This is a genomic window from Photorhabdus aegyptia, assembly GCF_000612035.1.
GTDB lineage: Bacteria > Pseudomonadota > Gammaproteobacteria > Enterobacterales > Enterobacteriaceae > Photorhabdus > Photorhabdus akhurstii.
Genome location: NZ_JFGV01000040.1, coordinates 1 through 25,809 on the forward strand (window position 1 = coordinate 1; position 25,809 = coordinate 25,809).

Consider the following 25,809-nt stretch of genomic DNA (forward strand, 5'->3'; position numbering starts at 1 on the left):
TAAGCGAGTCATTACATGCGGCTCTTTTAAATAGCGCCGGTCTGTTCCGCGGTAAAAAAATGACAGCGTAAAATAGCCATCATCTAATACGTGGCATTAGAGAGAACAATAGACCGCTTCCAGCTAAGTAGGATGGAGTGGAGACAAATAACAGAGAATTTCGCTCTCTAAATATATGACCACAAGAGCACGATATTTATCAGATGAATATGAAAAGAATGTGATTAATGTCACACAAAATGGCTAATTAATCGCCATCAATATATGGAATGAATAAAAATAGCCGTAAATTCTCACCTGATGCAAAGGCAATATAAAACCCCAAAAGCGTCAAGATATTAATCCGAAACATTTGGCTGGCGATAAATAAGCCCTAATAGTGGTAATACACACATTTTTTTCATTTCAGGCCGTTGTTGCAACCAGACGTGAGAATCCTTCCCCAACGTCATCACAAAGCAATTCGATATTTCAACTAATCTGAACGCCCTATTAAAGGAAGCTGTTCAAGCATATCTTTAAGATTCATAGCATCCCAAGGAAGATGTTCTGCAATCCCAAGCCCAACAACTTTAGCCCGAGAGGCTGCCTTTTGGATCAGAGCCACCACATCGGGAATGTTAAGTTTACCTTTAGCGATACCACCGAAATCATGCTCACCGGCCCCCGGACGAGCGAACAATACGGAACGGAAGTTATTTTCATCCAGTACATCCAAATCAATGTGAATGGCCAGACATTCGATTTCTTCTTCTTCAATCCATTTCATCACCGGCTCGCCTCCCGCTCTGACATCATGCGGAGAACAGGTTCTGATTGCGTTGTCAGCAATGAACTTTTTCTCATATTCCAGCGGGCTGTGTATTCCTGCGATCATGACTCTCCGGGAAGGTACTGGGCAAACCACTGTGGTGGTCAGATCGGGATCGCCATTACCCATCAGTGCGCCAAGAACGTAAGCGTGAGCATTCTGAAATTGAGCAGGAGTCATAACATCAGGATGTGAATCAATCCACAGTACCCCTAACTTCTCTCCCCAACGCTCACTCAGCCAGGCAAAAGGGGCGAGATCAACCAGACAGTCACCACCAAACGTGACGATATTATCTGGCTTATGTTCACGAATAATTTTCCAGACGCTACTAAGCTGAGTTTTAAGTACTTCCCTTCCTACGATGCCATTTTCTACAGAGAGGGGACCGGCTGGTTCCTGGATGGGTACATGAATAACAGGGACATCCGTTTCCGGTGCAAGCCAGTTCAGCATTTCCGCACCAAATTTGTATGCTGGGTTATTTCCCCCTTGCCACTGCGGCATAACCAGCCTGATAGTCTTTGAACCGCTAGTCATTACTATACTCCTTTGCATATATGTAAAGTGTATTCAAAATCAGCTAGGCTGACGCCTCATCGACATTCCCCTCCTGCCTTATATCGGCTGGAGTAACTTTTTTGAGGTAAAGATGGTTTGCAGTCTGAACCATCCGTCAATCGCTTCTATCTGATATCTGACCAATGACTACTCTACCGCAAAAAACAGCAAATAAAATAACCTAATGGGATAGGCAGTAAGTTGCTGAATAAGATAGGATCTTGAGTTGCTAAACACTAAATTAACCTTATCAATCTATTAATAATAAGAAGGCATTATGTGGTTCTCCAGATTTAAACAGGCTTTTATCGCGCTTTTACTTCCCTGGTTACTAACGGTGGCAACCCAAATGGCGGGAAGAATTTATCTTCTCTTCACTTATGGCAGTTATCAGCTTTTTACTGACTCTACTCAAGACGTGGAGCGAATGTTCTGGATCGGAGGACTGTTTGATATTCGTATTGCCAGTTTATTGTTTGTACCCTGTCTGCTAATTGCCAGCTTATTTGCCATTAATAAAAATAGTTTCAACATATGGCAACACGCCTATCCGTGGTTGGCAACAACACTCAATACTGTGGTCGGCGCTTTGACGATAAGTAATGTTTACTACTATGCCACTTATGAACGGCCGTTCGATATTTTCATCTTCGGCTTAGTGGAAGATGATACGCAAGCCGTGCTGCACACCCTATGGAACGACTATCCTGTTATTGAAAGTTTGCTCTGTTTAGCGCTGTTCGCAATGACTGTTTTCTGGTCCTGTCTGCTCTGGCAACGCTACCTTATTTCACGCACAGAGCGCAAAACCAGTCTGCCCGTTTCTGCTATCGCGACGCTGGTTATTTTGACTGTCTGTTTCGTTGGCATGCGTGGCTCCATAGGTACCTTTCCACTACGTCAGGCCAATACACAAGTTTCAGAAGTTAAAATGCTTAATATGCTGACGCCTAATGGTCCAATGGCGCTGAACTGGGCATTTAATGATCATTACAAAAATAGCGACTTCCCTGAAGCAACAGATGCACAGGGTAGCTGGTTATTAAACCATTTTCTGGGGAAGTCAACCCCCGCAAATCTGTCACCGTTTATAGCTAAAACTGCCGATAATCCCACCGCTCAAAAAAATCCGCCTCACGTAATATTTAATGTCATGGAGAGTATGGGTTATCACCTACAAAGCTTGGATCGCCCAGATCTTGATGTTTTTGGCACCCTGCGCCAGCACTGGCAAAACGACTGGCGTTTTGAACGCTTCGTTTCCGAAGGAGATGGCACCATTGACAGTTTGAGCCGTTTCTTGATTCGCAGCCCGAACAGTGCAATCAGTCAATCCACAGCGCAAAATCTCGACTTCACCAGTAATATGTTTAAACCCTATCTGGCGAATGGTTACAAAATTATCTTCGTCACATCCGGTAACGGCGCATGGCGTAATTTGAATCAGTTCCTGCCAAACCTGGGAGTCAGTGAATTTATCGATCAAAATGGGCTGAAAAATCGCTATCCAGAAGCCAAATTCGATACCTGGGGCGTGCCTGATGAGTTTATGTTCCGTTATATTGAAGAGCGTTTAGCTCAGGCAGAAAAGAACGGGGAGCATGTTCTGATTATGTCGTTATCTACTACCCATCACCCACCGTATAAATCGCCGCCGAGCTATCAGAAAACCGACATCAAACTGAGTGATACCGAGAAACAACGTTTAAGTCATTTGGCTAGCGGTAATGAGTTACAAGAGGTTTTTCATACCCTGCGTTACGCCAATGATCAATTAGGACAATTTATTAGTTGGGTAAAATCTCAATCATTGGCTTCCCATACCATTATTGCGGCAACTGGGGACCATAATATTCGAGGCATCAGTTATCCAGATGCTCATGAACTGGCAATCGGCCACGGCGTGCCGTTTTATCTCTATGTGCCGCCCGCTTATCGCCAAAACGCAATTTTTGACGCGACCAGAGTCGGCAGTCATAAAGACATTTGGCCAACCCTCTATAATTTGAGCTTGTCACATACAGCTTACTACCGTACTGGCTGTAATTTGCTGGCTAAGCATCTAGATCCTATCTGGTGTCAAGGATATAACCCAGAAGTCACTATTACACCACAAGGGGCCTATATCATGATTGGCAAAGGCGAATTTCGACCGTGGGCAAATCAAACAGGATTATTACTCGGTGACCCCCAGCCAATGACAGCCGACCAAACCAAACAGTTCCAACGTTGGCAGGTATTTACCGATCTCCTGTCATGGCAATTAAATCGTCAAGTTCACCACCAGCAATAATTGACACTTCCATGAATCCCTTTAATTTCAGCCAGTTAAAGGGATTCATTCTAGTGAATATTGTGATTAGCCTTTTACTCCCCCGGCGGTCAAACCACTGACCAACCAGCGCTGAGCAACCAGGAAAACGATGGTAATCGGGAGTGCTGAGAGCACAGCAGCGGCGGCAAAATCTCCCCAAAGATAGTTCTGTGGGTTAAGGTACTGCTGCATGCCCACCGCCAAAGTGTAATTGTTCACATCTCGCAGAAGCAGTGAGGCAACAGGCACTTCCGTAATCACACCAATGAAGGAAAGAATGAATACTACTGCCAGAATCGGTACCGAAAGCGGTAGCAGCACCATACGGAAAGCTTGCCACGGCGTCGCGCCATCAAGCGCGGCAGCCTCTTCCAAGGAGCCATCAATGGTTTCGAAATAACCTTTAATCGTCCAGACATGCAACGCAATTCCCCCCAGGTAGGCAAAAATCACGCCACCGTGGGTATTAAGGCCGATAAACGGTACATATTCCCCTAGTCGATCAAACAGGGCATATAGCGCCACCAAGGAAAGCACCGCCGGGAACATCTGAAAAATTAGCATGCCTTTCAGTAAGGTACTTTTACCGCGAAAACGCATACGGGCAAAAGCATAAGCACAGGTCGTTGATAAGGTAACGATACCTACAGCGGTAATAAAGGCCACCTTAACAGAGTTCCAGAGCCATAGCATAACTGGGAAAGGCGGCGGTGTAACACGGCCATCCGGTGATACCACACTGTAGCCAAGCGCCAATTTCCAATGTTCCCAGGAGATACTTTCCGGGATCAAACTCCCCGTAGCAAAGTTTCCCGGCCGCAGGGAAATAGTAATAACCATCAATAGAGGGAATAAGATCATGGCAATAAAGGTTAACATCAATAAATGTGTCGCCAACAACCGCCATTTCTGTGATTTGGGTTGAACCATCGCCATTCCATTCCCTCCTTAGTCAAATTTAATACGGGTGGCTTTCAGGTTAATAACCGCCAGTGCGCCAACCAACAAAAAGATCACTGTAGCAATCGCCGCCGCCAAGCCAAAGTCCTGACCACTACTGCCGTCGAAAGCAATACGGTAGGTGTAACTCACCAGTAAATCGGTATAGCCTGCTGGCGTCGTGGTGCCAATGCGATCTGGTCCACCAAGGGTTAACAACTGAATCAGAACAAAGTTGTTAAAGTTAAAGGCAAAACTGGCAATCATCAGCGGCGTCAATGGTTTAATCAATAACGGGAAGGTAATCTTAAAAAAGTTCTGAAACGGCCCTGCGCCATCCATTGCCGATGCTTCATACAGATCATCTGGTATTGCCTTCAACAACCCCATGCAGAGGATCATCATGTAGGGATATCCAAGCCAGGTATTCACCACAATCAACATGGTTCGCGCCATCGTCGGATCGGTAAACCAAGCCGGTTTAAGACCAAATAGACCATTAAGCAACAGATTGATCTCACCAAAACTCTGGTTAAATAATCCCTTGAAAATCAAAATAGAAATAAACGATGGCACGGCATAGGGTAAGATCAACAACACGCGATATATAGCACGACCTTTCAGCGCTTCCCACTGTACAATGCAAGCCAAAACCATGCCAACAGCAACTGTCAGTACCACAGTGAGCAGCGAAAACACAACCGTCCAAACGAAAATAGCGAGGAATGGTTTCTGAATGCCCTCATCCTGTATCACCCGCAGGAAATTTTTCCAGCCGATGGAAACAGTAAATCCTGGCGTCAAAGTCTCATTTCCCCATGTTCCATCAGCATTGACAGATTGATAGAAACCGGTATCGGTATTGGGGCGATAAAGCGTGCCTGTTTGATTATCGGTGAGAGCCTTACCATCTTCCCCAAGAGAATATTTAGCATGTATACCAGAGAATTGACGTAGCGAACTCATTTTCAGTTGGCTGCCATCCGGTAAAACAGCCACCAACTGGTTCAGTGCCTGTCGATTCTGGGTGATAGTGCGCAATGTCGCCGCTTCACCGTGCTGAATGTTATCCTGCTCATATAAATGCAGAGTCGTCTCTTTGGCGGCTGACAAAGAAAATGGCTCTGACACCAGTTGCTTAGGCTGATCCGGTACGCTCAGCGCCAAAACCCACAGCTCCGATTTTGGATAGAGCTTAAAAGTCAATGTTTGCCCTGACTGATACTGACGGCTCATCAGGACAGATTGTGCGCGTTCAAAAGTCAGTTGATTGATACTACTATAGTTGGTGAAGGCGATAGCAATGGTGCAAATAAGCGGAAACAGTACAAACAATCCCATTCCGGCTACACCCGGATAGGTATAGCGCCAGGCATAAGTATTACGGTTGGAAAAAACATAAATCCCCATACCTAGCAATACCAGTGTCACCATTGCAAACAGATACTCTCCCTGTGAGTACATCAATACCACCAGATAACCGGTAAAGAGTACACACAAGCTCACTGCAAACCATTTCAGAGCAGAATGCTGCCACCATGATGTTTTTTCGAGCGTCGCTGACATAATGCTCTTCCTTTTTACTACGACGTAACAACTTTGCGGATAGCTTAATCAATCTTCCTGCAAACAGGCATCCTTACTGGTTGCAGGAAAGAGACGCCCTTTCAAAAGAAGAGCGCCCACAAGTTACTTGGTTATACGGGCTTCTGCATCACTTAGCGCAGCATCAACGGCCTGACGGCCAGTCAACGCATTAACAATAGCGTTGCGCATGGCATACCAAAAACTACTCATTTGTGAGACGTTTGGCATGATTTCGCCTTTTTGAGCATTTTCCATCGTGGCAGCAATACGTGGGTCCTTAGCCAGAATATCGTGATAGGATTTTAATGACACAGCTCCCAACGGCTTATCCTTATTCACCATCTCCAGACCTTCGTTGGTCAGCAAGTAGTTTTCCAAGAACTCCTTCGCTAGCTCTTTATTCGGGCTGGCAGCATTGATGCCTGCCGTCAATACGCCAACAAACGGCTTAGATGGATGGCCTTTAAAAGTCGGCAACAGCGCCACGCCATAATTTATCTTGCTCTTGTCGATGTTAGCCCACGCCCACGGACCATTGATGGTCATCGCCGTTTCACCTTTGTTGAACGCCGCTTCAGCAATGGAATAGTCAGTATCCACGTGCAGATGCTTATTTCTCACCAAATCTATCATGAAACGCAGCCCTGCTTTGGAGCCCGCATTATTCACTCCGACATTCTTCACATCATATGCGCCATTTTCCAACTTGAACGCATATCCTCCATCCGCAGCAATCAACGGCCAAGAGAAATAAGGCTCTTGCAGATTAAACATGATGGCACTTTTGCCTTTGCTCCTCAGTTCCTTATCCAGAGCCGGGATCTCTTCCCAAGTTTTTGGCGGTGTCTTCACCAAGTCTTTATTGTAGATAAGAGAGAGGGCTTCAACTGCGATCGGATAACCGACTAGTTTACCGTCGTAGCGTACAGCATCCCAAGTGAACGGAAACAGTTTGTCCTTAAAGTTTTGATCTGGCGTGATTTCTGTCACCAGACCAGATTGCGCGTAACCGCCAAAGCGATCATGAGCCCAGAAAATAATATCCGGCCCATCGCCGGTTGCTGCAACTTGTGAATACTTCTCTGCAAGCTTGTCTGGATGTTCAACCGTAACATTGACACCCGTATCTTTTTCAAACTTCTCACCAACTTGTGCCAGGCCATTGTAGCCTTTATCACCGTTGATCCAGATAACCAGCTTACCTTCTTCAATTTTTGCAAAAGCGGAAGCAGATAACGCTAGCGTGGCTAAGGCAGAAAGCGCTAAGGTACGAGCGCTCACTTTCAAAGTTGTTTTTATCATCATTCCGTCCTCATAGTTTGAAAGGTTCAGAGTGAACTGTTTTGTTACATTGGCGGAGAGTGCTGAGCTAGTGTGCAATCAACAATGGAAAGACTCATCCTCCCCTACTCTACGCCCTACCCGGAATGGCTGTGATCTCTATTCCAAAAACAGAAGAACCGTGCCGTCGACCACAAAAAGGGGCATCTTTTTTTGCGAGAATTATCACAAATTATCCCTTAGCTCATACCTCACCACCTCAGCAACGCTTATCTCATCCTCCTGACTCCTCCCCCATAAAAAACTTCAGTATGGAGGATTTACTCACCCGCCATCTTAAACACACTCTGGTTTATTGTTTTTCACCGCAAATTGTGGTGATAAGTCCGGGGGAGCACATGTCGAGCGTCACATTACATAATGTATCGAAGGCTTATGGTGAAAATATTATTTCCAAGAACATCAACCTTGAGATACAAGAAGGAGAATTTATCGTTTTTGTCGGCCCATCGGGTTGTGGGAAATCGACAATATTAAGGATGATTGCGGGTCTGGAAGATGTAACTTCCGGTGACTTGCTGATCAACAACATCCGAATGAACGATGTGCCGCCCGCCAAACGCGGCGTTGGAATGGTTTTTCAGTCTTATGCACTGTATCCCCACCTGTCTGTTGCAGACAATATGTCATTCGGCATGAAGCTGGCCGGCGCTAAAAAAAGTGATATTCAGCAACGGGTAAAGCAAATTGCCGAGATGCTTCAACTCGCTCACCTGCTTGATCGCCGCCCTAAAGCCCTATCAGGCGGGCAACGTCAACGTGTTGCTATTGGCCGCACGCTGGTCGCTGAACCCAGTGTTTTTCTGTTAGATGAACCGCTTTCCAACCTGGATGCCGCGCTGCGCGTCCAAATGCGCATTGAAATCTCACGCCTGCATAAACGATTGCAACGTACGATGATTTATGTCACCCACGATCAGGTTGAAGCGATGACGCTGGCCGACAGAATCGTAGTACTGGATGGTGGAGATGTTGCTCAGATTGGCAAACCTCTTGAACTTTACCATTACCCGGTTAACCGCTTTGTCGCCAGCTTTATTGGCTCACCTAAGATGAATTTCCTGCCAGTTAAAGTCTCGGCTACTGCTATTGATCAGGTACAAATTACTCTGCCCAATCGGCAACAAATCTGGCTGCCCGTAGAAAGCAAGGGGGTAAAAGTAGGCAGTAATGTCTCTCTGGGGATACGCCCTGAACACCTCCTGCCAAGTGATATCGCTGATGTCACGTTGGAAGGCGTAGTGCAAGTTGTCGAACAGTTAGGCAATGAAACCCAGGTTCACATTGAAATTCCGGCCATTCATCAGAATCTGGTTTACCGCCAGCCTGATATTGTGCTGGTGGAAGAAGGATCTACCTTCACCATCGGATTACCTCCCCACCGCTGCCATTTATTCCGGGAAGACGGAACGGCATGCCAGCGTCTGCATAAAGAACCCGGTGTTTGAGCCTGAGCTAATCAAAAAACGAAGGAGAACGATGATGAAATCAATGCATGTATTACCTATCTCACTAACCATTATGGCCGGATTACTCTCTATCCCAGCATCAGCCGTAGAATTCCACGGCTACGCCCGCTCTGGTATTGGTTGGACTGGCAGCGGCGGTGAGCAACAGTGTTTCAAAAGCACTGGCGCACAGAGCAAATACCGTTTAGGTAATGAATGTGAAACCTATGCTGAACTTAAGCTAGGTCAAGAGCTATGGAAGGACGGTAATAAGAGTTTCTACTTTGATACCAACGTGGCTTATTCCGTAGCGCAACAAAATGACTGGGAATCCACCGATCCCGCATTCCGTGAGGTCAATGTTCAAGCGAAGAACGTCATCGATTGGTTACCCGGCTCAACACTGTGGGCAGGTAAACGCTTTTACCAGCGCCATGACGTACATATGATCGATTTCTACTATTGGGATATCTCAGGTCCGGGCGCTGGTCTGCAAGATATTGATCTCGGCTTTAGCAAGCTCTCTCTGGCTGTTACCCGTAATACCGAATCTGGCGGTTCTCATGGCTGGATTGCCGGTCAACGCGATCAAATACCCACCTCCAATGATGTCTACGATATACGTCTATCCGGCCTGGAAGTTAACCCCGGCGGTAGTCTGGAGCTTGGTCTTGACTATGGGCGAGCCAACGCGCGGGATCACTACAAACTTGACCGTAATGCTTCCAAAGATGGTTTCATGTTTACCGCCGAGCATACACAGAGCATGTTAGGAGGCTTCAACAAATTTGTCGTACAGTACGCCACCGATTCCATGACCTCCTCCAATAGTGGTCATTCCGAAGGTGCCAGCGTAAACAATGACGGTCATATGCTACGCATCCTGAATCATGGCGCGATTAATCTCGCAGAAAAGTGGGATCTCATGTACGTAGCGATGTATCAGGATACTGACCGTGATAACAACAATGGCAGCACATGGTATACGGTCGGGGTACGTCCAATGTACAAGTGGACGCCGACGATGAGCACTCTGCTGGACATCGGTTATGATAACGTCAAATCCCAACGTACCAACGATACCAATGATCAGTACAAAATCACCCTTGCCCAACAATGGCAGGCCGGTGACAGCATTTGGTCCCGTCCGGCTATTCGCCTGTTCGTCACCTATGCAAAATGGGATGAAAAATGGGGTCACGCGAACAACAACGACGGTTACATTGATGGCATGGCCTACCGTGATACAGCAACGCATAAATTCAGCCGTGGCGACGATGATGAATTTACCTTTGGCGCACAATTCGAAGCTTGGTGGTAATCCGGTTACAACGATTTGATCTCAGATCAATCAAATGATTTGTAATGGTTAACGCCTTTTAGACTGATATGTCTCCTAACCGTGGGGTGGGTATCAGTCTCTTTTTTTCAACCGAACAAGGGTAAGAGATGAAAACTAAACTGCTCTCATGTTGCCTTAGTGCTGTACTTTGTAGCACATTTCCTCTTATAGGGTATGCAACGCCCATTACCGCAACTCAAACACAGGATATTGTTGCCCCTTCCCTCTCGATCACAGCATTGCAAAAACTGAGCTGGCAGCCGATTAATACCAGTGATACTCAGACTATTATTCTCAATGCCGCATCTCAGCATCTTAATGAGGGAGATATTCAGGGGCCGATAGCCGCATTCGCGCTGCCGGCAAACCGAGGCTCTCTGGATATTACCCTGAGCAGCTTAGTACAAGACAAACAAGTTTATGTACCAAATGTTTTAGTCCTGGATCAAGGGTTACGCCCCGCCGCATTTTACCCGAGCAGTTATTTTCCCTATGAACGTCCGGGAGTTATGTCCACCGATCGGCTGGAAGGCACACTAAAGCTAACACCAGCGCTGGGGCAACAACAAATTTATATACTGGTCTACACCACCCGTACCGATTTGCAGAAATCCACTCAAATGGTTGATCCCGCCAAAGCTTACGCTCAAGGCGTCGGTAATGCCGTTCCCGCTATTCCCGATCCCGTTGCCCGCCATACACAAACAGGCACGTTGAAGCTGAAAGTAAAATCAGAACAAAACGCTGGCAACATCACGATTGGTCAAGTTTTCTCAAGTCCAGCACAAGAACCGATCATTGTCGGGCCAACACAAGCCACCGTAACGCCATCTACTCCGCAAAAAGTCAAACCGGTTCTGAGTGATACAGAGCGTTATTTCAGTGATGCAATTAAAAAAGAAATTAGCAATGGCAATATCGATAAGGCACTCAAATTGCTGGATGAAGCGGAACGCCTTGGCGCTTCAACTGCACGAGAAACATTTATCAACAGTATCAAAAACAAAGGGTAAACAAATGCTCTCCGAAGAGGGGGGCATCAGGTTCAACTCCTTTTTACACACATCCCCCGGAAATGGGGTTTTTATGTATACAAATAATTGCTATGATAAATATCTATACACAAAACACCCTTTTAAGGGGTTTTACAGTAGAGATAATGAAATGGATATGCTCACAGCAATTAACAAATTAGATGAGTTCAGCAAAATGGGAAGAGCCGTTTTCCTTTTACAGGATTTGGAAGTCATCTTTGCTGACGAGACTTCTCGAACATTGCAAAAATCTATTGATCGCCTCATCAAAGCCGGACTGTTACTTCGCATTACCAAAGGGGTTTATGTCTATACGCGGGCCAGCATGGGAAGCTATCCTCTGGAGACTATCGCCAAAAATATCCGACGAGGCGAATATAATTACATCAGCCTGGAGTCAGCTTTATCTCAATATGGGTTTATCTCACAAATCCCAATTGACCGCCTGACAATCATGTCTACTGGCAGAGCTGGAGAGTTTAAAACACCGTGGGGAGTCATTGAAATCACCCACACCAGCAGAGAGCCTAGCGAAATTCTGAAGGCAACGTTAGAAAGCCGTGGTCCCCTGCGTATAGCAAAAAAAGAGACTGCTCTGCGTGACCAAAAAAGAGTGGGGAGGAATATGCATTTAGTTCAACTAGAGGAACTCAACTATGTCTAGCCACGTTAACTTTAACGCCATTGTTGATGAAGTCATTGAACAAAACAGACTGGCAAACCTGAGGCCAGTTGTAGAAAAAGAACTGTTGCATTATGACATCCTGTTTTGTCTTTCTAAGGACGGTTTACTCAAGGAGATTACCTTTCAGGGTGGTACATCGCTAAGACTCTGCTACGGCTCTAACCGATTTAGCGAAGATCTGGATTTTGCTGGTGGGCGTGGTTTCTGTTCGGCTGATTTGAGTAGAATCAAAGAGTGTATCGAGAAATACCTAGGTGTACGATATGGGCTTGAGGTCACGGTAAAGGAACCGAATGAACTACGAAATAAACCGGAGTATGCAGAAGTAAAAGTGGATAAATGGCAAATATCCGTCACTACTGCGCCTGAACGTAAAGACCTGCCAAAACAGCGCATAAAAATAGAAATCGCCAATATTCCTGCGTATACAAACACCCCCCGTTCATTGATAAGAAATTATTCGGTGTTACCCGACGGATATGCTGATCTCCTTGTGTCTGTCGAAACCCTGCCTGAAATCATGGCCGATAAGCTGATAGCATTCCCTGCTACTACATCTCAAATTCGATACCGCGATATGTGGGATTTACTATGGTTAAGTCAGCAAAATACAACACCAGACATAGAACTCATTAAAAGAAAAGTATCAGATTATCAGCTTGATAACTTTGAAAAATTGCTTCAAGCCAGAATCGACTCGATTGAAATTATTGTTGCTTCTGGTCACTTTCACAACGAGATGAGACGATTTATACCCGCACCTATATACGACAGAAGTGTAGGACAAGAGGCATTTTCCACCTATTTGACAACGAGCCTAAAGGCGTTGTTAACCACTGTGAAGAAGAGCCTGTATTCTTCAGGAGACAATACCATTCCATTCAAGTTATAACGATTACATGTATTTTATGGCTGCTCTGGCACCCCAGATTAAAATACCGCATTGCTGCCACTGAGCCGTTTGCAATGAATGCGACTTAAGGGTTCCTTCTATATTCCTTTGTTTGTTGAATCAATATCAGCCAGTATTCATAGAGTTGTTTCAAAACCCTGCATGCAATAGCAGTTAATCATTATTTACATCCTCAAGTACTTCAGGCAGCGGAGTGTTACGGAAAAACGATGCCATATTCTGCTGCCAATCCTCCGATTTGACTAGAGATAGATAGCAACACTAATAACTGTCGTACATTAGATCTGATCTAATACGGGTAAAGCTTTAGTGATTCTTAATAGGAAATTATCCTCGTAAAGAAAGGCAATAGAATTTTTTATTGCTTGATGATCTCTTATTTTATATTCGTCAATAATGAGTTGTAATTTTTCAGACAATTCAAGAATACTACCTGATTTATAAAGCTCACCATTTAAATTATTAATAATATCACTCGGACCACATTGACAATCTGAACTTATACAATAGATACCATAAGATATTGCTTCCGCTAATACCATACCAAAGCCTTCATATTTTGATGTTAAAATAAAAGCTGACACTTCTTTTATGTTATCCTTCACAAATTCCCAAGGCTGATCTTGCCAACCGTGCCAAATAATATTGTTATTTATATTGAGTTGTGAAGATAATTCTTTTAAATATCCCTCATCTTCACCAGAACCTACCATATGTAATTCCCAATGACCATGTAATTGTGAAAGAGCTAAAAATAGTTCAGTTAAATTTTTCGATTTATAAGCAAGAATTCTGCCAACATATAAAAATCTAGCTATGTGTTTTGGTTGAGAAATTATAAAGGGATTCATTTTGATAGGATTGAAAATAAGATGAAGCTTCTCTTGTTTTATTCCAAAGGACAACATTTGATCTCTTAAACCAGAACTGATGACAAGGTGCTCGTCGGCACAGCATAAATCTTTAATTTTCTGTGGAATAGGATTCCTAATTGAAGTATGCAGCCAAGAATAGGTTTTTGCCGGGAAATTAATCTTTTCACAGGAAAGTCGAGTAATATTACAAGATGTCGTGTCTAAACTTATTATAATCTCAGGATGAAATCTTTCTAATATCAAAGATAATTCACATGCAATATTCTGGCGAGATTTATCACTGTTTGACATTAAAGAGATATGTTGAGCATTGGATAACCAAGCACGACTTTCAATTCTGTTTATCTCATTTAGAGATATAAATATGAAATTAATTTCAATATTGGCAAGGTCAAGCAAATTTATTAAATTTGAACATACCGTTTCTACCCCGCCATATCCATTCAAGAAAATATCATGGTATATTATAAATATATTTTTCATTATTAACCCCTTATTGAATTAACCAAAAACGTTCTTGTATTTTTGATTTACTAATAGAGCAATAATATTTCTCCAATGAAATTAAAAGATTTGATTCATTCCCAAACAGAGGTTCTAATTGAGACTCATAAAACAGGATGTTTTGCATTTTTTCTTTTAAATCAATATCCACCAATATAGCACGCATATTAAATTTATTATTTCGTAATAAAGCATTTTCCAAACCATCGGGATTAACAATAGGGTATTCACCTAAAACATAGGGAAAGTCTTCATAAAGTAATATTTTTAACTTATGTGAGCCTTTTATATTGTGCACAAGATTATTTATTATAATGTGGTCTACATGTCGACCTATTCCCAAAGGGGCATAGATATAATCAGGTTGATAATTTAACAATATTTTGTCGATAAGATCTTGAGCCATATCGGATGCATAATCTGATTTATGTGCCAAGCCACTATAAATCCCGGCAGAATTATTATACATAGGTTCACCGTATTGATCGATTCTGTAAATGCAATCTAAAATTTTACCATGTATTGGAATCGCTGATAATTTATTGCAAAAAGCAATATCCTCATTAGCTCGCTTTGAATAAAGTTTTATAAATGAATTCATATTATCATTACTCTCAGAGCGTAAGTAATGAGATGTAAGATTTTCGTCATATTCAGTAAAAAATGTTAAAACAACCACCTGTTGATTTTCTGAAACCAATTTATGTATTAAACCACCAGCGCTTAAAGCCGCATCATCTAAATGGGGGGATAGAAATAAATGCATCATTTTAAATCTCCATACAAAGGCTGTTATATTTTATTTCCATGAGTACGATGTAAATAGCGGCTAAATCAATGCGTATTCCATCTCTGTTTTTTATAAAATCCGAGTTATTAATGTTTGGCTTTTCTTTGGACTGGACTCTTTCATCATCGGCATAAAATTCTTTCATTATATCAAACCAACTAGCATGAATTCTTTCTGCCGCAATTTCTATTATACTGTCACTGTGACCTAATATTATCATTAAATCTGAAAAAATGGCATCGTTTGTAGAAAGTAACATCTCATAATTGAAATTGTCGAATGCAATATTGTCATCGTATAAATAAATATTTTTCATCACTTCCGATATAATACTCAAGTCGCTCTTGATTAGCCTCTTTTCAAACTTCTTCTCTTTTTCTGTGAATGCTTGATAAGGTTTTAAAAAATTAACTTGCAAGTTGTACTCAATTTCAAGTTTTGTGATTGAATCTTGCGTATCAGTTCTATTATCGATTAAATATTTTGCACACCATAAATCATGTATGCAAGAGGCAAGAATATCTAAATTACCGTCCTGTTCCAAGAACGAGCATATCTCAGAAAATAATTTAATTTGTGAACCATTTAGCTGGGTATTTAAAGTTACATGGCCAGGGTTAAATATAAATGAAGCTTGTTTTAATCTTCTTTGAATCTCTTTGGTTAGATATGTTGAATTTGAATTAATTTCATTATTCAACAGATTTTTGTTATTTTCTTTATTCATGATTCATCTCCTTTTCTTTGTTCATTAACCTTATTTCAGTTGATGATATATCTAAACGAAATAGATTTTCTGGAATAGATTCAAATAAAAAACGGTGTTCCTTTCTAATATTCACCAAATCATCAACTGCATGATATTTATTATTAAAAAAACGCCCAGCCACCAGAAATCGACAATCATTACTATTAATTGTCATAAGAGATTTTTTTAACCCCTCTTCACCACCATAATAGACAGGGTTATTAATTTCTTGACATAAATCAGCGCCAATGACGAAAATTGCTCCTTGATAAATATGCGATTTATCAGTAAAAAACGTAGCGTCACTTAAAATTACCTCACCCTTCTCCTTGAATTGCCCTATCCTCTTGAAAACTTCATCGGTTGAAATGGTTAGTTTTACCGCATTTTTAATTGACAGTTCATAATAGGGCTTTCTTTTAGTCATCGTTGTAGAGATTTCTTTTAATTCCTCATGACCTTTATGAAGTGGATTGAAAGAGCCAGATAAAATTAAAGTATCTTTCCAGTCTATGTTTGTATTGCTAAAGTTCCCTTTTCTATCAATATGTATATAATTCAACTTGCCATCAATTAAATCGTTTATATAACGCTCATTATTGTCAGGCATATTCATATATATTCCCACATGTTATTATTGTTAATAAAATATATGTTAATTCCTTATGATTACATATATTTATAAAATTTTATCATTGTATTATTTACTAATGGTGATTAATAACAAATTTTTATTTTCTTGAAATAAATATCAAATTAATTTACTTAGCTATTTGTTAGCAGCGAATCCCTGTGTTTTAACATTAAAGCTATGAACTTTAAATGTTTTATTCACAGTTACATTTATTGCTGAATCACCTAAGTTATCTGAATTATTCTCATTAATTATCACTACTTTCTTCACAACTTCCCTCAGTGATTTCAATCAAGGCAGATTTTATTTTTAAAATATCTTCCGTTGTATGCGACGTATCAAAGCTAACCCGAACAGCGCCATCAGGATAAGTGCCAAATTTTTTATGGGCTAATGGCGCGCATTGCAATCCAGGACGGGTAATAATATTGTATTTTTTCTCAAGTATATAAGAGACTTCTCCGGGATGATAACCTTCTACTGTCAAAAGAATTGTTGGCAATCCTACTTTATGTTTACAGATTAATTTGATCTTCTTTAATTGTGATAACTCATCTATAAGAGTTGTACGCAGAATTTGTAATTGATTTTGAATATTCTCTATGCCAATTTTTTTCAAACGCTTTATAGACGCCAACAATGAAAGTATGCCAATAGTGTTTTGTGTTCCTGATTCATACTTGTATGGTATTCCAGTTGGCTGCGTTGTTAATTTTGATAATACACCTGTCCCACCTTGAATTAATTCATTATGAGAGAATCCATTATCAAGCATAAAGTACCCCCCAATACCTGATACTCCTCCTAAGCTTTTATGCCCGCTAAAAACAAGGTAATCAATATTACCTTTCGATAAATCAATTGCTTGTGAACCAAAAGATTGTGAACCATCAACTAAAACCATCGCACCATATAAATGTGCTAGTTTTCCTATCTCATCTATATTACAAAAGGTACCAATAGTATTGGAGCAACTATGAACCACTAATAACTTAGTTTTCTTATTCTTTAATAAAAGCTCCAAATGCGACATATCAATTTCACCATCTGTCACATCGATCAATTGACTACTTACCCCAATATCTTTCAAGTGGTTTATCGGTCTAAGTACTGAGTTATGTTCTAAATGGGTAGTAATGACATTATCACCTGGCTTAAGTATGCCTTTTAAACATTCGTTGAGCGAGTATGTTGCTCCTGAGTTAAAAATTACTGTCCCATGACCATTTAATTTTGTTTGTTCGATGAATTCGTGTCGGCACTCTTCAACGAGTTCCGTAACCTTTTTAGATTGTTGCGATAAAGATCGCCCTGGAGTTACGCCAAGAGTGTCTAAATACATATTTATTATGTCTTTCACTTCTTGTGACTTTGGCCATGAGGTAGAAGCTACATCTGCATATAACATTATGCAACCTCCATATGGTTACTAATATATAATTTGAATTTTTTAGCCGTCGCATCCATCTCCTTTATTCCTTCATTATCTCGCCAATCAGATCTTTCAGGTACATTTAAACTATTTGCCAATACTGTTCTTATCATTCCTCTCTCAATGAAATCTGATTCACCTATCGTAAAAACATATTTACTACCACTGTCTTCAACGTAAATATAGGGGCCAGCCTCACCGAACATCTTAAGTTCATCCAATGAGTCTATTGTATGCATTTTAAATTGATCCTTTAATTTATTATGAAGATCAATCTCGGTGGGGAAACAACATAAGTGTGCATGATAACAATACTTTTGATTTGGGTCCATGATGATACAACCACCGGCTCGTCCATTTTCATAACAAAGAGGATTGTTTATCTTATAATATTCGCGATAAAAATCATTTATTATATTCTTAAACTGTTTCAGCTCTTTTATTGCCTCTTCATCGTATATCTCTGCAAAGCACCGGTATCCCCCTGAATCAGTCTCACATTTGTTAGTGGCAATGATAATATAGCCCTCAATTATCTGGCCTTTGGGTACGAACGCATAGAAATATTTTCCTCGTAAAAGTATTTTATCTTTTTCAAAGGAAGACTCTGGGTGACAAAAAATACATCCCATTTTAAACTCCTTTATCGTTTGTCTATTCTGCTGATAAATATATTTTCATAACACAAATTGAAATCTTCTTCGGTATGCCAGGCAATCATCATGCTAAATTTATTTATAATGCTATATTTGTTCAGTTTACTTTGCAGTTCAGAATAAATAAGATTTGGTAAGATTATTCTGCATTTCCCCCTAATAGCAAGACAAGAATCAATTATAGCTAAAACTGCATAGGGAGCTGTGTTTGACAAACCTATCACTTCTACCGTGGTATCATCAAAACCTAGTATCGCGACTTCTTCTCCAACAATTAATAACTTAATATCTCTATAGCGAGGACACTGCTTTGCGTAAGCAATCCAATTGTTATTTACTTTCCTGCCGAAAAAATTGATTTTATTAATATTATCTATTTCATTAAAATCATTCAGTTCTACATCTATTTTGGTATCTCCTTCCACCACTATTTCTGTAAAGTCAAAAACGTCCACCCTGCTACATATGTATTTCTTAAAAATCTTTGAATAACATTTAATCTTTCTTTCATCTGAGTAACAAACCGTCGCATCGATATCATTACGGTGTGTCTGTCTGACACTTTCTATTATCAAAGTTCGCGATTTTACACTTTCATTCACACCAAAATCGCTAAGTATATTAACGGATACTCGTCTGTGTTTAAGATTAAACTCACACTTTCTTGTTATAACAATTGACAAGTATATATCGTTTATCTTATATAAACATGCTTTTATCTCACTAGAAAGATTATATTTCCTTTCTTTCAGATTTTTCCAAATAAAATAATCCAAGCTGCCTATATCACGCTTATAAAAATCATTGATTAGAATATAATTATCTTCCGTTACATCTTCATAGACTAGGGTTACTCCATTCTCCATTATTTTGTCCCATCATTTATATTGGCGACAATTGCTTTTCATTTTCAGTTTATATTCATTTCCGAGCATATGAAATCATGAAATATTGTATTTTATGACCTGTATCATAATTTAAAGATACAACAGGATAAAAAACTGCGATTATTTATCCTGAGAAATCAAATTGAAGTCTCCATCAATCATGCAAGAATATGGATAAAAATAGGGTCTTTAAAGAGAATAATCTTTCATAAATTCTATGTGATGGGACTTTAAATGAAATAATCACATTAACAAGCCCCCTGAATTAAATACGATGAGCTATTTCTGCATGCCGAATAATATTCTTTACGATAGCCAAGGTGATTTTGCCAGTACCAAATTCATGGAATACTTAATCATCAGTGTATATTCCAACGTTCATGAACGCTGCTTGAATCACTGCACGATCAGCTATCCTGTGACGATTCCCCACCCGGCTGAATACGAAAATTCCCACTTCATTGGCTGTCGCGCTCATGCCTGACAAAGCTGACACGAACCTCAGTGGGCAGAACGACGAGTTCTGCCGCTTTTACTGAGGCAACGCCATATCAAATATGGACTACGATACGTTTACCATCAGGAAGTTGAACATCAAGGCTCAACTCTCCACCTAACGCTGCAACGTAGCGTTTCAATGTTGAAAGTTTAGGGTTATTACCAGGCTGTTCTATTTTAGCAATAGTCGGTTGCTTGACTCCAAGCGCAGTTGCCAGCTCAGTTTGTGAAACATCGAGAGCCTCGCGGATCTGATAAAGCCCTATCTCCCGTTTCATTTCATCAACTTTTTTAGCAATCCTACGGCGGCTTTCAGGGCTGCGTTTTTCAAGCAATTCATCAAGTGTAGTCATATTTCTCTCTCCAGTTCTGCTAGATACTTCTTAAATTCAGCACCAGCAAGCTTGATCATATCCTTAATATAACTGTTTTTCATTTAGCTTGGTTTTTCCATTTGGCCGGGGCCTGATCATAACCAAATCAAGCTCAATATTTATACATGAGAAAGCTGACACCCTCGCTCAAGACACCAGTTTTTCTTGACTATAGATTTTTATCTATATAGCATTTGACCTATATTGAGTAAGGAGTAGTTATGTGGGCTATCGAAACGACGGACACCTTTGATGCATGGTTCGATGCTTTGGATGACACCGACAGGGCCAATATGCTAGCTTCAATAATAGCACTTCGGGAAAGAGGCCCTATGTTACCTAGGCCATACGCAGATACTGTGAACGGTTCATGCCACAGCAACATGAAAGAATTACGTGTCCAAAGCAAAGGCGACCCGCTCCGAGCATTCTTTGCGTTCGACCCCAAGCGGAGAGGAATTTTGCTTTGCGCCGGTAACAAAACCGGAAACGAGAAACGGTTTTATGAAACGATGATTCCGATTGCTGACCGTGAGTTCACGGCACATCTGGAAAAGCTAAAAAAGGAGTAAACACTATGGCAAGAACTCTTGATCAAATATTAGCAAACGAAAAGCCCGAAGTTGTTGCCAATGCACAAGCTGCGGCAACGGAGATGTTGCTAAACATCCATCTGGCAGAACTTCGTGAGCGAGTACAGAAGACTCAAGGCGAAATAGCTCTGGCTCTTGGCATCAAGCAACCCACGGTTTCTGACATGGAGAAGCTTGGCCGCGACTTGAAACTGTCTTCCCTCAAACGTTACGTTGAGGCAACAGGTAGCAAACTGCGTCTCGATATCGAGTTACCCGACGGTACCCACTACGGATTTTCCGTTTAACCACAAACGCTCCGGTAGCCCTCGCAGATATATTCAAGATCAATGTCCACATCGACTTTTTTACGTGTCAGATAATTGTGAGGAACAAGGTCTGCAAGTGAACGCTTTTAGGAAAGAAAAATTTGAGGAGAGGATTCTTAACGGGGCGGCAAGGTCCATTTGGTAAACTGAACTCGATTAAAACAGAGCGCCAAGTAAAAATTGGCGTGTTATCAACAAATTGAAATGCCCTCCTTTTTGGAGGGCATTTAGTTAGCTAGCGTGTTCTAAGAATTACTTCTTATCGCCACCAAAACCGGCATTCAATAGTTCTGCCAAGTTCGCAGTAGCCTCATCGACACTCACTTGTGGCGCCTCAGCAGGCTCATTCAAATGACGACGACGAATGCGATCCTGATGGTAAGCATAACCGGTACCAGCAGGGATCAGACGACCGACGATGACGTTTTCTTTCAAGCCACGCAGTTCATCACGTTTACCTGCAACCGCAGCCTCAGTCAGTACGCGGGTCGTTTCCTGGAACGATGCCGCAGAGATGAAGGATTCAGTCGCCAGAGACGCTTTGGTGATACCCAACAGGTCACGGCCATAAGTTGCAGGCACTTTACCTTCTTGCTCCAGCTTACGGTTTGCCACTTTAACGCGGGCATATTCAACCTGTTCGCCTTCCAAGAACTCGGAACTACCTGCACTTTCAATGGTTGCTTTACGCAGCATCTGACGAACGATAACCTCAATGTGTTTATCGTTAATCTTAACCCCTTGCAGGCGGTAAACTTCCTGAACTTCGTTGGTGATGTAACGGGTAACCGCATGAACACCACGCAGGCGCAAGATGTCGTGTGGAGACTCTGGACCATCAGAGATGACGTCACCACGTTCAACCACTTCACCTTCGAACACGTTGAGCTGACGCCATTTAGGGATCATCTCTTCGTAAGCATCACCACCATCTAATGGGGAGATAACCAAACGGCGTTTGCCTTTAGTTTCTTTACCAAAGGAGACAATACCGCTGACTTCAGCCAAGATAGCAGGCTCTTTCGGACGACGTGCTTCGAACAAGTCAGCAACACGTGGCAGACCACCGGTAATATCTTTCGTACCGCCGGATTCCTGCGGAATACGCGCTAAGGTGTCACCCGCAGAGATGCTTACGCCATCGTCTAACTGAACAATCGCTTTGCCCGGCAGGAAGTATTGAGCAGGCATATCAGTACCTGGAATCAATACATCGTCACCTTTGGCGTCAACAATTTTCAGTGCCGGACGCAGATCTTTACCACTACCGGTACGCTCTGCACTATCCAGAACAACCAATGAAGACAGACCGGTTAATTCATCAGTCTGACGGGTAATGGTCTGGCCATCTATCATGTCAGCGAAACGGATGATACCAGATACTTCACTGACAACTGGCATGGTGTGCGGGTCCCAGTTAGCAACGGTTTCACCGCCGTTAACAGTTTCGCCATCACCTTTACCCAGTACCGCACCGTAAGGTACTTTATAGCTCTCTTTAGTACGGCCAAATTCGTCGATCAAACACAGTTCGGTGTTACGGGAAGTAATTACCAGTTTACCTGCGGAGTTGGTCACGGATTTAGCGTTAAACAGTTTCAGGCTACCTTTGTTACGCACCTGAATGCTGGATTCCGCTGCCGCACGAGACGCCGCACCACCGATGTGGAACGTACGCATCGTCAACTGTGTACCCGGCTCACCGATGGACTGAGCCGCAATAACACCAACCGCCTCACCTTTATTGATAATGTGTCCGCGAGCAAGGTCACGACCATAGCAGTTAGCACAAACACCGAAGTCAGTTTCGCAACTTACAACTGAACGTACTTTAATGCTGTCAACGGAGCTCTCTTCTAACAGATCACACCATTTTTCATTCAACAAAGTATTACGCGGCACCAGAATGTCAGCAGTACCCGGTTTCAGAACATCTTCCGCCGTCACACGACCCAATACACGCTCACGCAGTGGTTCTTTAACATCACCACCTTCAATAACCGGCGTCATCAGAATACCGTCGTGCGTACCACAGTCATCTTCTGTAACAACCAAGTCTTGCGCCACATCAACCAGACGACGGGTCAAGTAACCAGAGTTCGCCGTTTTCAGTGCGGTATCCGCCAAACCTTTACGAGCACCGTGGGTTGAAATGAAGTACTGGAGTACGTTCAAACCTTCACGGAAGTTCGCGGTAATTGGGGTTTCGATGATGGAGCCGTCTGGCTTAGCCATCAAGCCACGCATACCCGCCAACTGACGGATCTGAGCGGCAGAACCACGCGCACCAGAGTCAGCCATCATAAAGATGCTGTTGAAGGAAACTTGTTGCTCTTCTTCTCCATCACGATTAGTGACTGTTTCAGTAGACAAGTTTTCCATCATCGCCTTAGCAACACGCTCGTTTGCCGCAGCCCAGATATCGATAACTTTGTTATAACGTTCACCGGCTGTAACCAGACCAGACTGGAACTGTTCCTGAATTTCAGCAACTTCTGCTTCGGCTTCTGCAATGATGCCCGCTTTTTTCTCTGGGATAACCATGTCATCGATACCAACAGATGCACCTGAACGCGCAGCGTAGGCAAAGCCGGTATACATGATCTGGTCAGCGAAAATAACCGTTGGTTTCAGGCCCATCACGCGGTAACACGTGTTCAGCATTCTGGAGATAGCTTTTTTACCCAGTGGTTGGTTAACCAGCGAGTAAGGCAGACCTCTTGGTACAATCATCCACAGGATTGCACGACCAATGGTCGTATCAATCAAACTGGTATTAACTGTGATATTGCCTTCGCCATCTTTCACTTCTTCAGTGATACGCACTTTAACGCGGGCATGCAAAGAAGCCAGCCCTGCGCGGTATACGCGTTCAGCTTCTTTCGGCCCAGTCAGCACCATGCCTTCGCCTTTGGCGTTAACACAGTCACGGGTCATGTAATACAGACCCAGAACAACGTCCTGAGATGGAACGATGATTGGCTCACCACTCGCTGGAGACAAGATGTTGTTGGTAGACATCATCAGCGCGCGCGCTTCTAACTGGGCTTCCAGTGTCAGCGGTACGTGAACAGCCATTTGGTCACCGTCGAAGTCGGCGTTATAGGCCGCACACACCAGTGGGTGCAACTGAATCGCTTTACCTTCGATCAGAACCGGTTCGAATGCCTGAATACCCAAACGGTGAAGTGTCGGCGCACGGTTCAGCAGAACTGGGTGTTCACGAATAACTTCATCCAGGATATCCCATACCACCGCCTCTTCACGCTCAACCATCTTTTTAGCGGCTTTAATCGTCGTCGCTAAACCACGCAGTTCCAGCTTGCCGTAGATGAATGGCTTAAACAGCTCCAGCGCCATCTTCTTAGGCAGACCACACTGATGCAGACGCAGGTAAGGACCTACCGTGATTACAGAACGACCAGAATAGTCAACACGTTTACCCAACAAGTTCTGACGGAAACGACCTTGTTTACCCTTGATCATATCAGCCAGGGATTTCAGCGGACGTTTGTTAGAACCGGTAATGGCACGACCGCGACGACCGTTATCCAGCAAGGCATCAACCGCTTCCTGCAACATACGTTTTTCGTTACGCACGATGATATCTGGCGCAGCCAAATCCAACAGGCGTTTCAAGCGGTTGTTACGGTTAATAACACGACGATAGAGATCGTTCAGATCCGAAGTGGCAAAACGGCCGCCATCCAGTGGAACCAATGGACGTAAATCCGGTGGCAGAACTGGCAGAACCGTCAGAACCATCCATTCTGGTTTGTTGCCAGACTGAATAAAGGCTTCCAACAGTTTAATACGTTTGGTCAGCTTCTTACGTTTAGTTTCAGAGTTAGTTTCATTTAACTCTTCACGCAACGTTTCACACTCATTTTCCAGATCGAGATTTTTCAGCAAAGACTGAATAGCTTCCGCGCCCATCTTCGCATCGAATTCATCACCAAACTCTTCCAGTGCATCCAAGTATTGCTCTTCTGTCAGGATCTGACTGCGCTCCAGGCTGGTCATACCGCCTTCTACAACCACATAGGATTCGAAGTACAGTACACGCTCAATATCACGCAGTGGCATATCCAGCAACAAACCGATGCGGGATGGCAATGATTTCAGGAACCAAATGTGCGCCGTTGGAGAAGCCAGTTCAATGTGACCCATACGTTCACGACGAACTTTAGTCTGGGTAACTTCTACACCACACTTCTCACAAATTACACCACGGTGTTTCAAGCGCTTGTATTTACCACACAAGCACTCATAATCTTTTACCGGTCCGAAAATACGGGCGCAGAAAAGGCCGTCACGCTCAGGTTTGAACGTACGGTAGTTAATTGTTTCCGGCTTTTTCACTTCACCGAATGACCACGAACGGATCATATCTGGCGAGGCCAGAGCAATTTTGATCGCATCAAACTCTTCGGTCTTAGTTTGCGCTTTCAGAAACTTCAATAAGTCTTTCACGAAATGGCTCCTGTCGGAGTTAGACCTGTCAGGAGAACAGCCCATGCCGCTCTCCCCTATGA

22 protein-coding genes are annotated in these 25,809 nt (G+C 42.7%); 9 read left to right on the plus strand and 13 right to left on the minus strand.

Features of this window, described 5'->3' with window-relative positions; genetic code table 11:
- Positions 1–475 precede the first annotated feature (475 nt).
- A complete protein-coding gene (locus tag BA1DRAFT_RS13205) occupies positions 476–1,351 on the minus strand; it encodes an arginase family protein (protein ID WP_036779889.1) in 876 nt (291 codons plus the stop codon).
- Positions 1,352–1,649: 298 nt separating this feature from the next.
- Between BA1DRAFT_RS13205 and BA1DRAFT_RS13210 the strand changes: the two genes are divergently transcribed.
- Positions 1,650–3,665, plus strand: a complete 2,016-nt coding sequence (locus BA1DRAFT_RS13210) for an LTA synthase family protein (protein WP_036779891.1) — start codon at positions 1,650–1,652, stop codon at positions 3,663–3,665.
- Between the two features lie 66 nt (positions 3,666–3,731).
- Here BA1DRAFT_RS13210 and malG read toward each other — a convergent pair whose 3' ends face one another.
- The 3 genes from malG to malE all read right to left on the minus strand — a co-directional run bounded on the left by malG (position 3,732) and on the right by malE (position 7,514).
- Positions 3,732–4,622 (minus strand): maltose ABC transporter permease MalG, encoded by an 891-nt coding sequence (malG, locus tag BA1DRAFT_RS13215; RefSeq protein WP_036779893.1) that lies wholly within the window; start codon positions 4,620–4,622, stop codon positions 3,732–3,734.
- Between the two features lie 12 nt (positions 4,623–4,634).
- Positions 4,635–6,191 carry a maltose ABC transporter permease MalF gene (malF, locus tag BA1DRAFT_RS13220; RefSeq protein WP_036779895.1) on the minus strand — a complete coding sequence of 519 codons (1,557 nt, stop codon included), beginning with the start codon at positions 6,189–6,191 and terminating at the stop codon, positions 4,635–4,637.
- Positions 6,192–6,314: 123 nt separating this feature from the next.
- Positions 6,315–7,514: a maltose/maltodextrin ABC transporter substrate-binding protein MalE gene (malE, locus tag BA1DRAFT_RS13225; RefSeq protein WP_036779985.1), complete on the minus strand. Its 1,200-nt coding sequence runs from the start codon at positions 7,512–7,514 to the stop codon at positions 6,315–6,317.
- A 377-nt stretch (positions 7,515–7,891) separates the two neighbouring features.
- Here malE and malK point away from each other — a divergent pair, with 377 nt between their 5' ends.
- The 5 genes from malK (at position 7,892) to BA1DRAFT_RS13250 (ending at position 12,954) form a co-directional block, all read left to right on the plus strand.
- On the plus strand, positions 7,892–9,001 hold the full coding sequence (gene malK / locus BA1DRAFT_RS13230) for a maltose/maltodextrin ABC transporter ATP-binding protein MalK (RefSeq protein WP_036779988.1): 1,110 nt from the start codon (positions 7,892–7,894) through the stop codon (positions 8,999–9,001).
- A 34-nt stretch (positions 9,002–9,035) separates the two neighbouring features.
- On the plus strand, positions 9,036–10,322 hold the full coding sequence (locus BA1DRAFT_RS13235; RefSeq protein ID WP_036779897.1) for a maltoporin: 1,287 nt from the start codon (positions 9,036–9,038) through the stop codon (positions 10,320–10,322).
- Between the two features lie 128 nt (positions 10,323–10,450).
- On the plus strand, positions 10,451–11,356 hold the full coding sequence (malM, locus tag BA1DRAFT_RS13240) for a maltose operon protein MalM (protein WP_036779899.1): 906 nt from the start codon (positions 10,451–10,453) through the stop codon (positions 11,354–11,356).
- Between the two features lie 151 nt (positions 11,357–11,507).
- On the plus strand, positions 11,508–12,041 hold the full coding sequence (abiEi, locus tag BA1DRAFT_RS13245) for a type IV toxin-antitoxin system AbiEi family antitoxin (protein ID WP_036779990.1): 534 nt from the start codon (positions 11,508–11,510) through the stop codon (positions 12,039–12,041).
- Positions 12,034–12,954, plus strand: coding sequence for a nucleotidyl transferase AbiEii/AbiGii toxin family protein (locus BA1DRAFT_RS13250; protein ID WP_036779900.1), 921 nt, complete (start codon positions 12,034–12,036; stop codon positions 12,952–12,954). Before abiEi ends, BA1DRAFT_RS13250 begins: the two co-directional genes overlap by 8 nt.
- A 299-nt stretch (positions 12,955–13,253) precedes the next feature.
- Here BA1DRAFT_RS13250 and waaB read toward each other — a convergent pair whose 3' ends face one another.
- The 7 genes from waaB to BA1DRAFT_RS13285 form a co-directional block, all read right to left on the minus strand.
- Positions 13,254–14,333: a lipopolysaccharide 1,6-galactosyltransferase gene (waaB, locus tag BA1DRAFT_RS13255; RefSeq protein ID WP_036779903.1), complete on the minus strand. Its 1,080-nt coding sequence runs from the start codon at positions 14,331–14,333 to the stop codon at positions 13,254–13,256.
- Between the two features lie 10 nt (positions 14,334–14,343).
- Positions 14,344–15,123, minus strand: coding sequence for a PIG-L family deacetylase (locus tag BA1DRAFT_RS13260; RefSeq protein WP_036779905.1), 780 nt, complete (start codon positions 15,121–15,123; stop codon positions 14,344–14,346).
- A gap of 1 nt (position 15,124) precedes the next feature.
- Positions 15,125–15,871: a hypothetical protein gene (locus BA1DRAFT_RS13265; RefSeq protein ID WP_036779908.1), complete on the minus strand. Its 747-nt coding sequence runs from the start codon at positions 15,869–15,871 to the stop codon at positions 15,125–15,127.
- Positions 15,864–16,508: a nucleotidyl transferase family protein gene (locus tag BA1DRAFT_RS13270; protein WP_036779911.1), complete on the minus strand. Its 645-nt coding sequence runs from the start codon at positions 16,506–16,508 to the stop codon at positions 15,864–15,866. Before BA1DRAFT_RS13270 ends, BA1DRAFT_RS13265 begins: the two co-directional genes overlap by 8 nt.
- A gap of 265 nt (positions 16,509–16,773) precedes the next feature.
- The gene (locus BA1DRAFT_RS13275; RefSeq protein WP_036779913.1) at positions 16,774–17,934 is read right to left on the minus strand and encodes an aminotransferase class V-fold PLP-dependent enzyme; all 1,161 of its coding nucleotides are present in this window, start codon (positions 17,932–17,934) and stop codon (positions 16,774–16,776) included.
- Positions 17,934–18,590: a hypothetical protein gene (locus BA1DRAFT_RS13280; RefSeq protein ID WP_036779915.1), complete on the minus strand. Its 657-nt coding sequence runs from the start codon at positions 18,588–18,590 to the stop codon at positions 17,934–17,936. Before BA1DRAFT_RS13280 ends, BA1DRAFT_RS13275 begins: the two co-directional genes overlap by 1 nt.
- An 11-nt stretch (positions 18,591–18,601) precedes the next feature.
- Positions 18,602–19,480, minus strand: coding sequence for a hypothetical protein (locus BA1DRAFT_RS13285; RefSeq protein ID WP_036779917.1), 879 nt, complete (start codon positions 19,478–19,480; stop codon positions 18,602–18,604).
- 310 nt (positions 19,481–19,790) lie between these two features.
- On the opposite strand from BA1DRAFT_RS13285, the gene BA1DRAFT_RS23175 reads away from it, so the two are divergent.
- The gene (locus BA1DRAFT_RS23175; protein WP_152544326.1) at positions 19,791–19,985 is read left to right on the plus strand and encodes a hypothetical protein; all 195 of its coding nucleotides are present in this window, start codon (positions 19,791–19,793) and stop codon (positions 19,983–19,985) included.
- 67 nt (positions 19,986–20,052) lie between these two features.
- On the opposite strand, the gene BA1DRAFT_RS13290 is transcribed toward BA1DRAFT_RS23175, so the two are convergent.
- Positions 20,053–20,352: a helix-turn-helix domain-containing protein gene (locus BA1DRAFT_RS13290; RefSeq protein ID WP_036779920.1), complete on the minus strand. Its 300-nt coding sequence runs from the start codon at positions 20,350–20,352 to the stop codon at positions 20,053–20,055.
- 242 nt (positions 20,353–20,594) lie between these two features.
- On the opposite strand from BA1DRAFT_RS13290, the gene BA1DRAFT_RS13295 reads away from it, so the two are divergent.
- Both BA1DRAFT_RS13295 and BA1DRAFT_RS13300 read left to right on the plus strand, forming a co-directional pair.
- Complete coding sequence (locus BA1DRAFT_RS13295) at positions 20,595–20,945, plus strand: type II toxin-antitoxin system RelE/ParE family toxin (protein WP_036779922.1); 351 nt, start codon at positions 20,595–20,597, stop codon at positions 20,943–20,945.
- Positions 20,946–20,950: 5 nt separating this feature from the next.
- Positions 20,951–21,253 (plus strand): helix-turn-helix domain-containing protein, encoded by a 303-nt coding sequence (locus BA1DRAFT_RS13300; protein WP_036779924.1) that lies wholly within the window; start codon positions 20,951–20,953, stop codon positions 21,251–21,253.
- Between the two features lie 273 nt (positions 21,254–21,526).
- Here BA1DRAFT_RS13300 and rpoC read toward each other — a convergent pair whose 3' ends face one another.
- Complete coding sequence (gene rpoC, locus BA1DRAFT_RS13305; RefSeq protein ID WP_036779926.1) at positions 21,527–25,747, minus strand: DNA-directed RNA polymerase subunit beta'; 4,221 nt, start codon at positions 25,745–25,747, stop codon at positions 21,527–21,529.
- Between the last annotated feature and the right edge of the window lie 62 nt (positions 25,748–25,809).

Coding starts and splice junctions, on each gene's coding strand:
- BA1DRAFT_RS13205 (WP_036779889.1), bottom strand. CDS start 1,351: ATGACTAGCGGTTCAAAGACTATCAGGCTGGTTATGCCGCAGTGGCAA.
- BA1DRAFT_RS13210 (WP_036779891.1), top strand. CDS start 1,650: ATGTGGTTCTCCAGATTTAAACAGGCTTTTATCGCGCTTTTACTTCCC.
- malG (WP_036779893.1), bottom strand. CDS start 4,622: ATGGCGATGGTTCAACCCAAATCACAGAAATGGCGGTTGTTGGCGACA.
- malF (WP_036779895.1), bottom strand. CDS start 6,191: ATGTCAGCGACGCTCGAAAAAACATCATGGTGGCAGCATTCTGCTCTG.
- malE (WP_036779985.1), bottom strand. CDS start 7,514: ATGATAAAAACAACTTTGAAAGTGAGCGCTCGTACCTTAGCGCTTTCT.
- malK (WP_036779988.1), top strand. CDS start 7,892: ATGTCGAGCGTCACATTACATAATGTATCGAAGGCTTATGGTGAAAAT.
- BA1DRAFT_RS13235 (WP_036779897.1), top strand. CDS start 9,036: ATGAAATCAATGCATGTATTACCTATCTCACTAACCATTATGGCCGGA.
- malM (WP_036779899.1), top strand. CDS start 10,451: ATGAAAACTAAACTGCTCTCATGTTGCCTTAGTGCTGTACTTTGTAGC.
- abiEi (WP_036779990.1), top strand. CDS start 11,508: ATGGATATGCTCACAGCAATTAACAAATTAGATGAGTTCAGCAAAATG.
- BA1DRAFT_RS13250 (WP_036779900.1), top strand. CDS start 12,034: ATGTCTAGCCACGTTAACTTTAACGCCATTGTTGATGAAGTCATTGAA.
- waaB (WP_036779903.1), bottom strand. CDS start 14,333: ATGAAAAATATATTTATAATATACCATGATATTTTCTTGAATGGATAT.
- BA1DRAFT_RS13260 (WP_036779905.1), bottom strand. CDS start 15,123: ATGATGCATTTATTTCTATCCCCCCATTTAGATGATGCGGCTTTAAGC.
- BA1DRAFT_RS13265 (WP_036779908.1), bottom strand. CDS start 15,871: ATGAATAAAGAAAATAACAAAAATCTGTTGAATAATGAAATTAATTCA.
- BA1DRAFT_RS13270 (WP_036779911.1), bottom strand. CDS start 16,508: ATGAATATGCCTGACAATAATGAGCGTTATATAAACGATTTAATTGAT.
- BA1DRAFT_RS13275 (WP_036779913.1), bottom strand. CDS start 17,934: ATGTTATATGCAGATGTAGCTTCTACCTCATGGCCAAAGTCACAAGAA.
- BA1DRAFT_RS13280 (WP_036779915.1), bottom strand. CDS start 18,590: ATGGGATGTATTTTTTGTCACCCAGAGTCTTCCTTTGAAAAAGATAAA.
- BA1DRAFT_RS13285 (WP_036779917.1), bottom strand. CDS start 19,480: ATGGAGAATGGAGTAACCCTAGTCTATGAAGATGTAACGGAAGATAAT.
- BA1DRAFT_RS23175 (WP_152544326.1), top strand. CDS start 19,791: ATGCCGAATAATATTCTTTACGATAGCCAAGGTGATTTTGCCAGTACC.
- BA1DRAFT_RS13290 (WP_036779920.1), bottom strand. CDS start 20,352: ATGACTACACTTGATGAATTGCTTGAAAAACGCAGCCCTGAAAGCCGC.
- BA1DRAFT_RS13295 (WP_036779922.1), top strand. CDS start 20,595: ATGTGGGCTATCGAAACGACGGACACCTTTGATGCATGGTTCGATGCT.
- BA1DRAFT_RS13300 (WP_036779924.1), top strand. CDS start 20,951: ATGGCAAGAACTCTTGATCAAATATTAGCAAACGAAAAGCCCGAAGTT.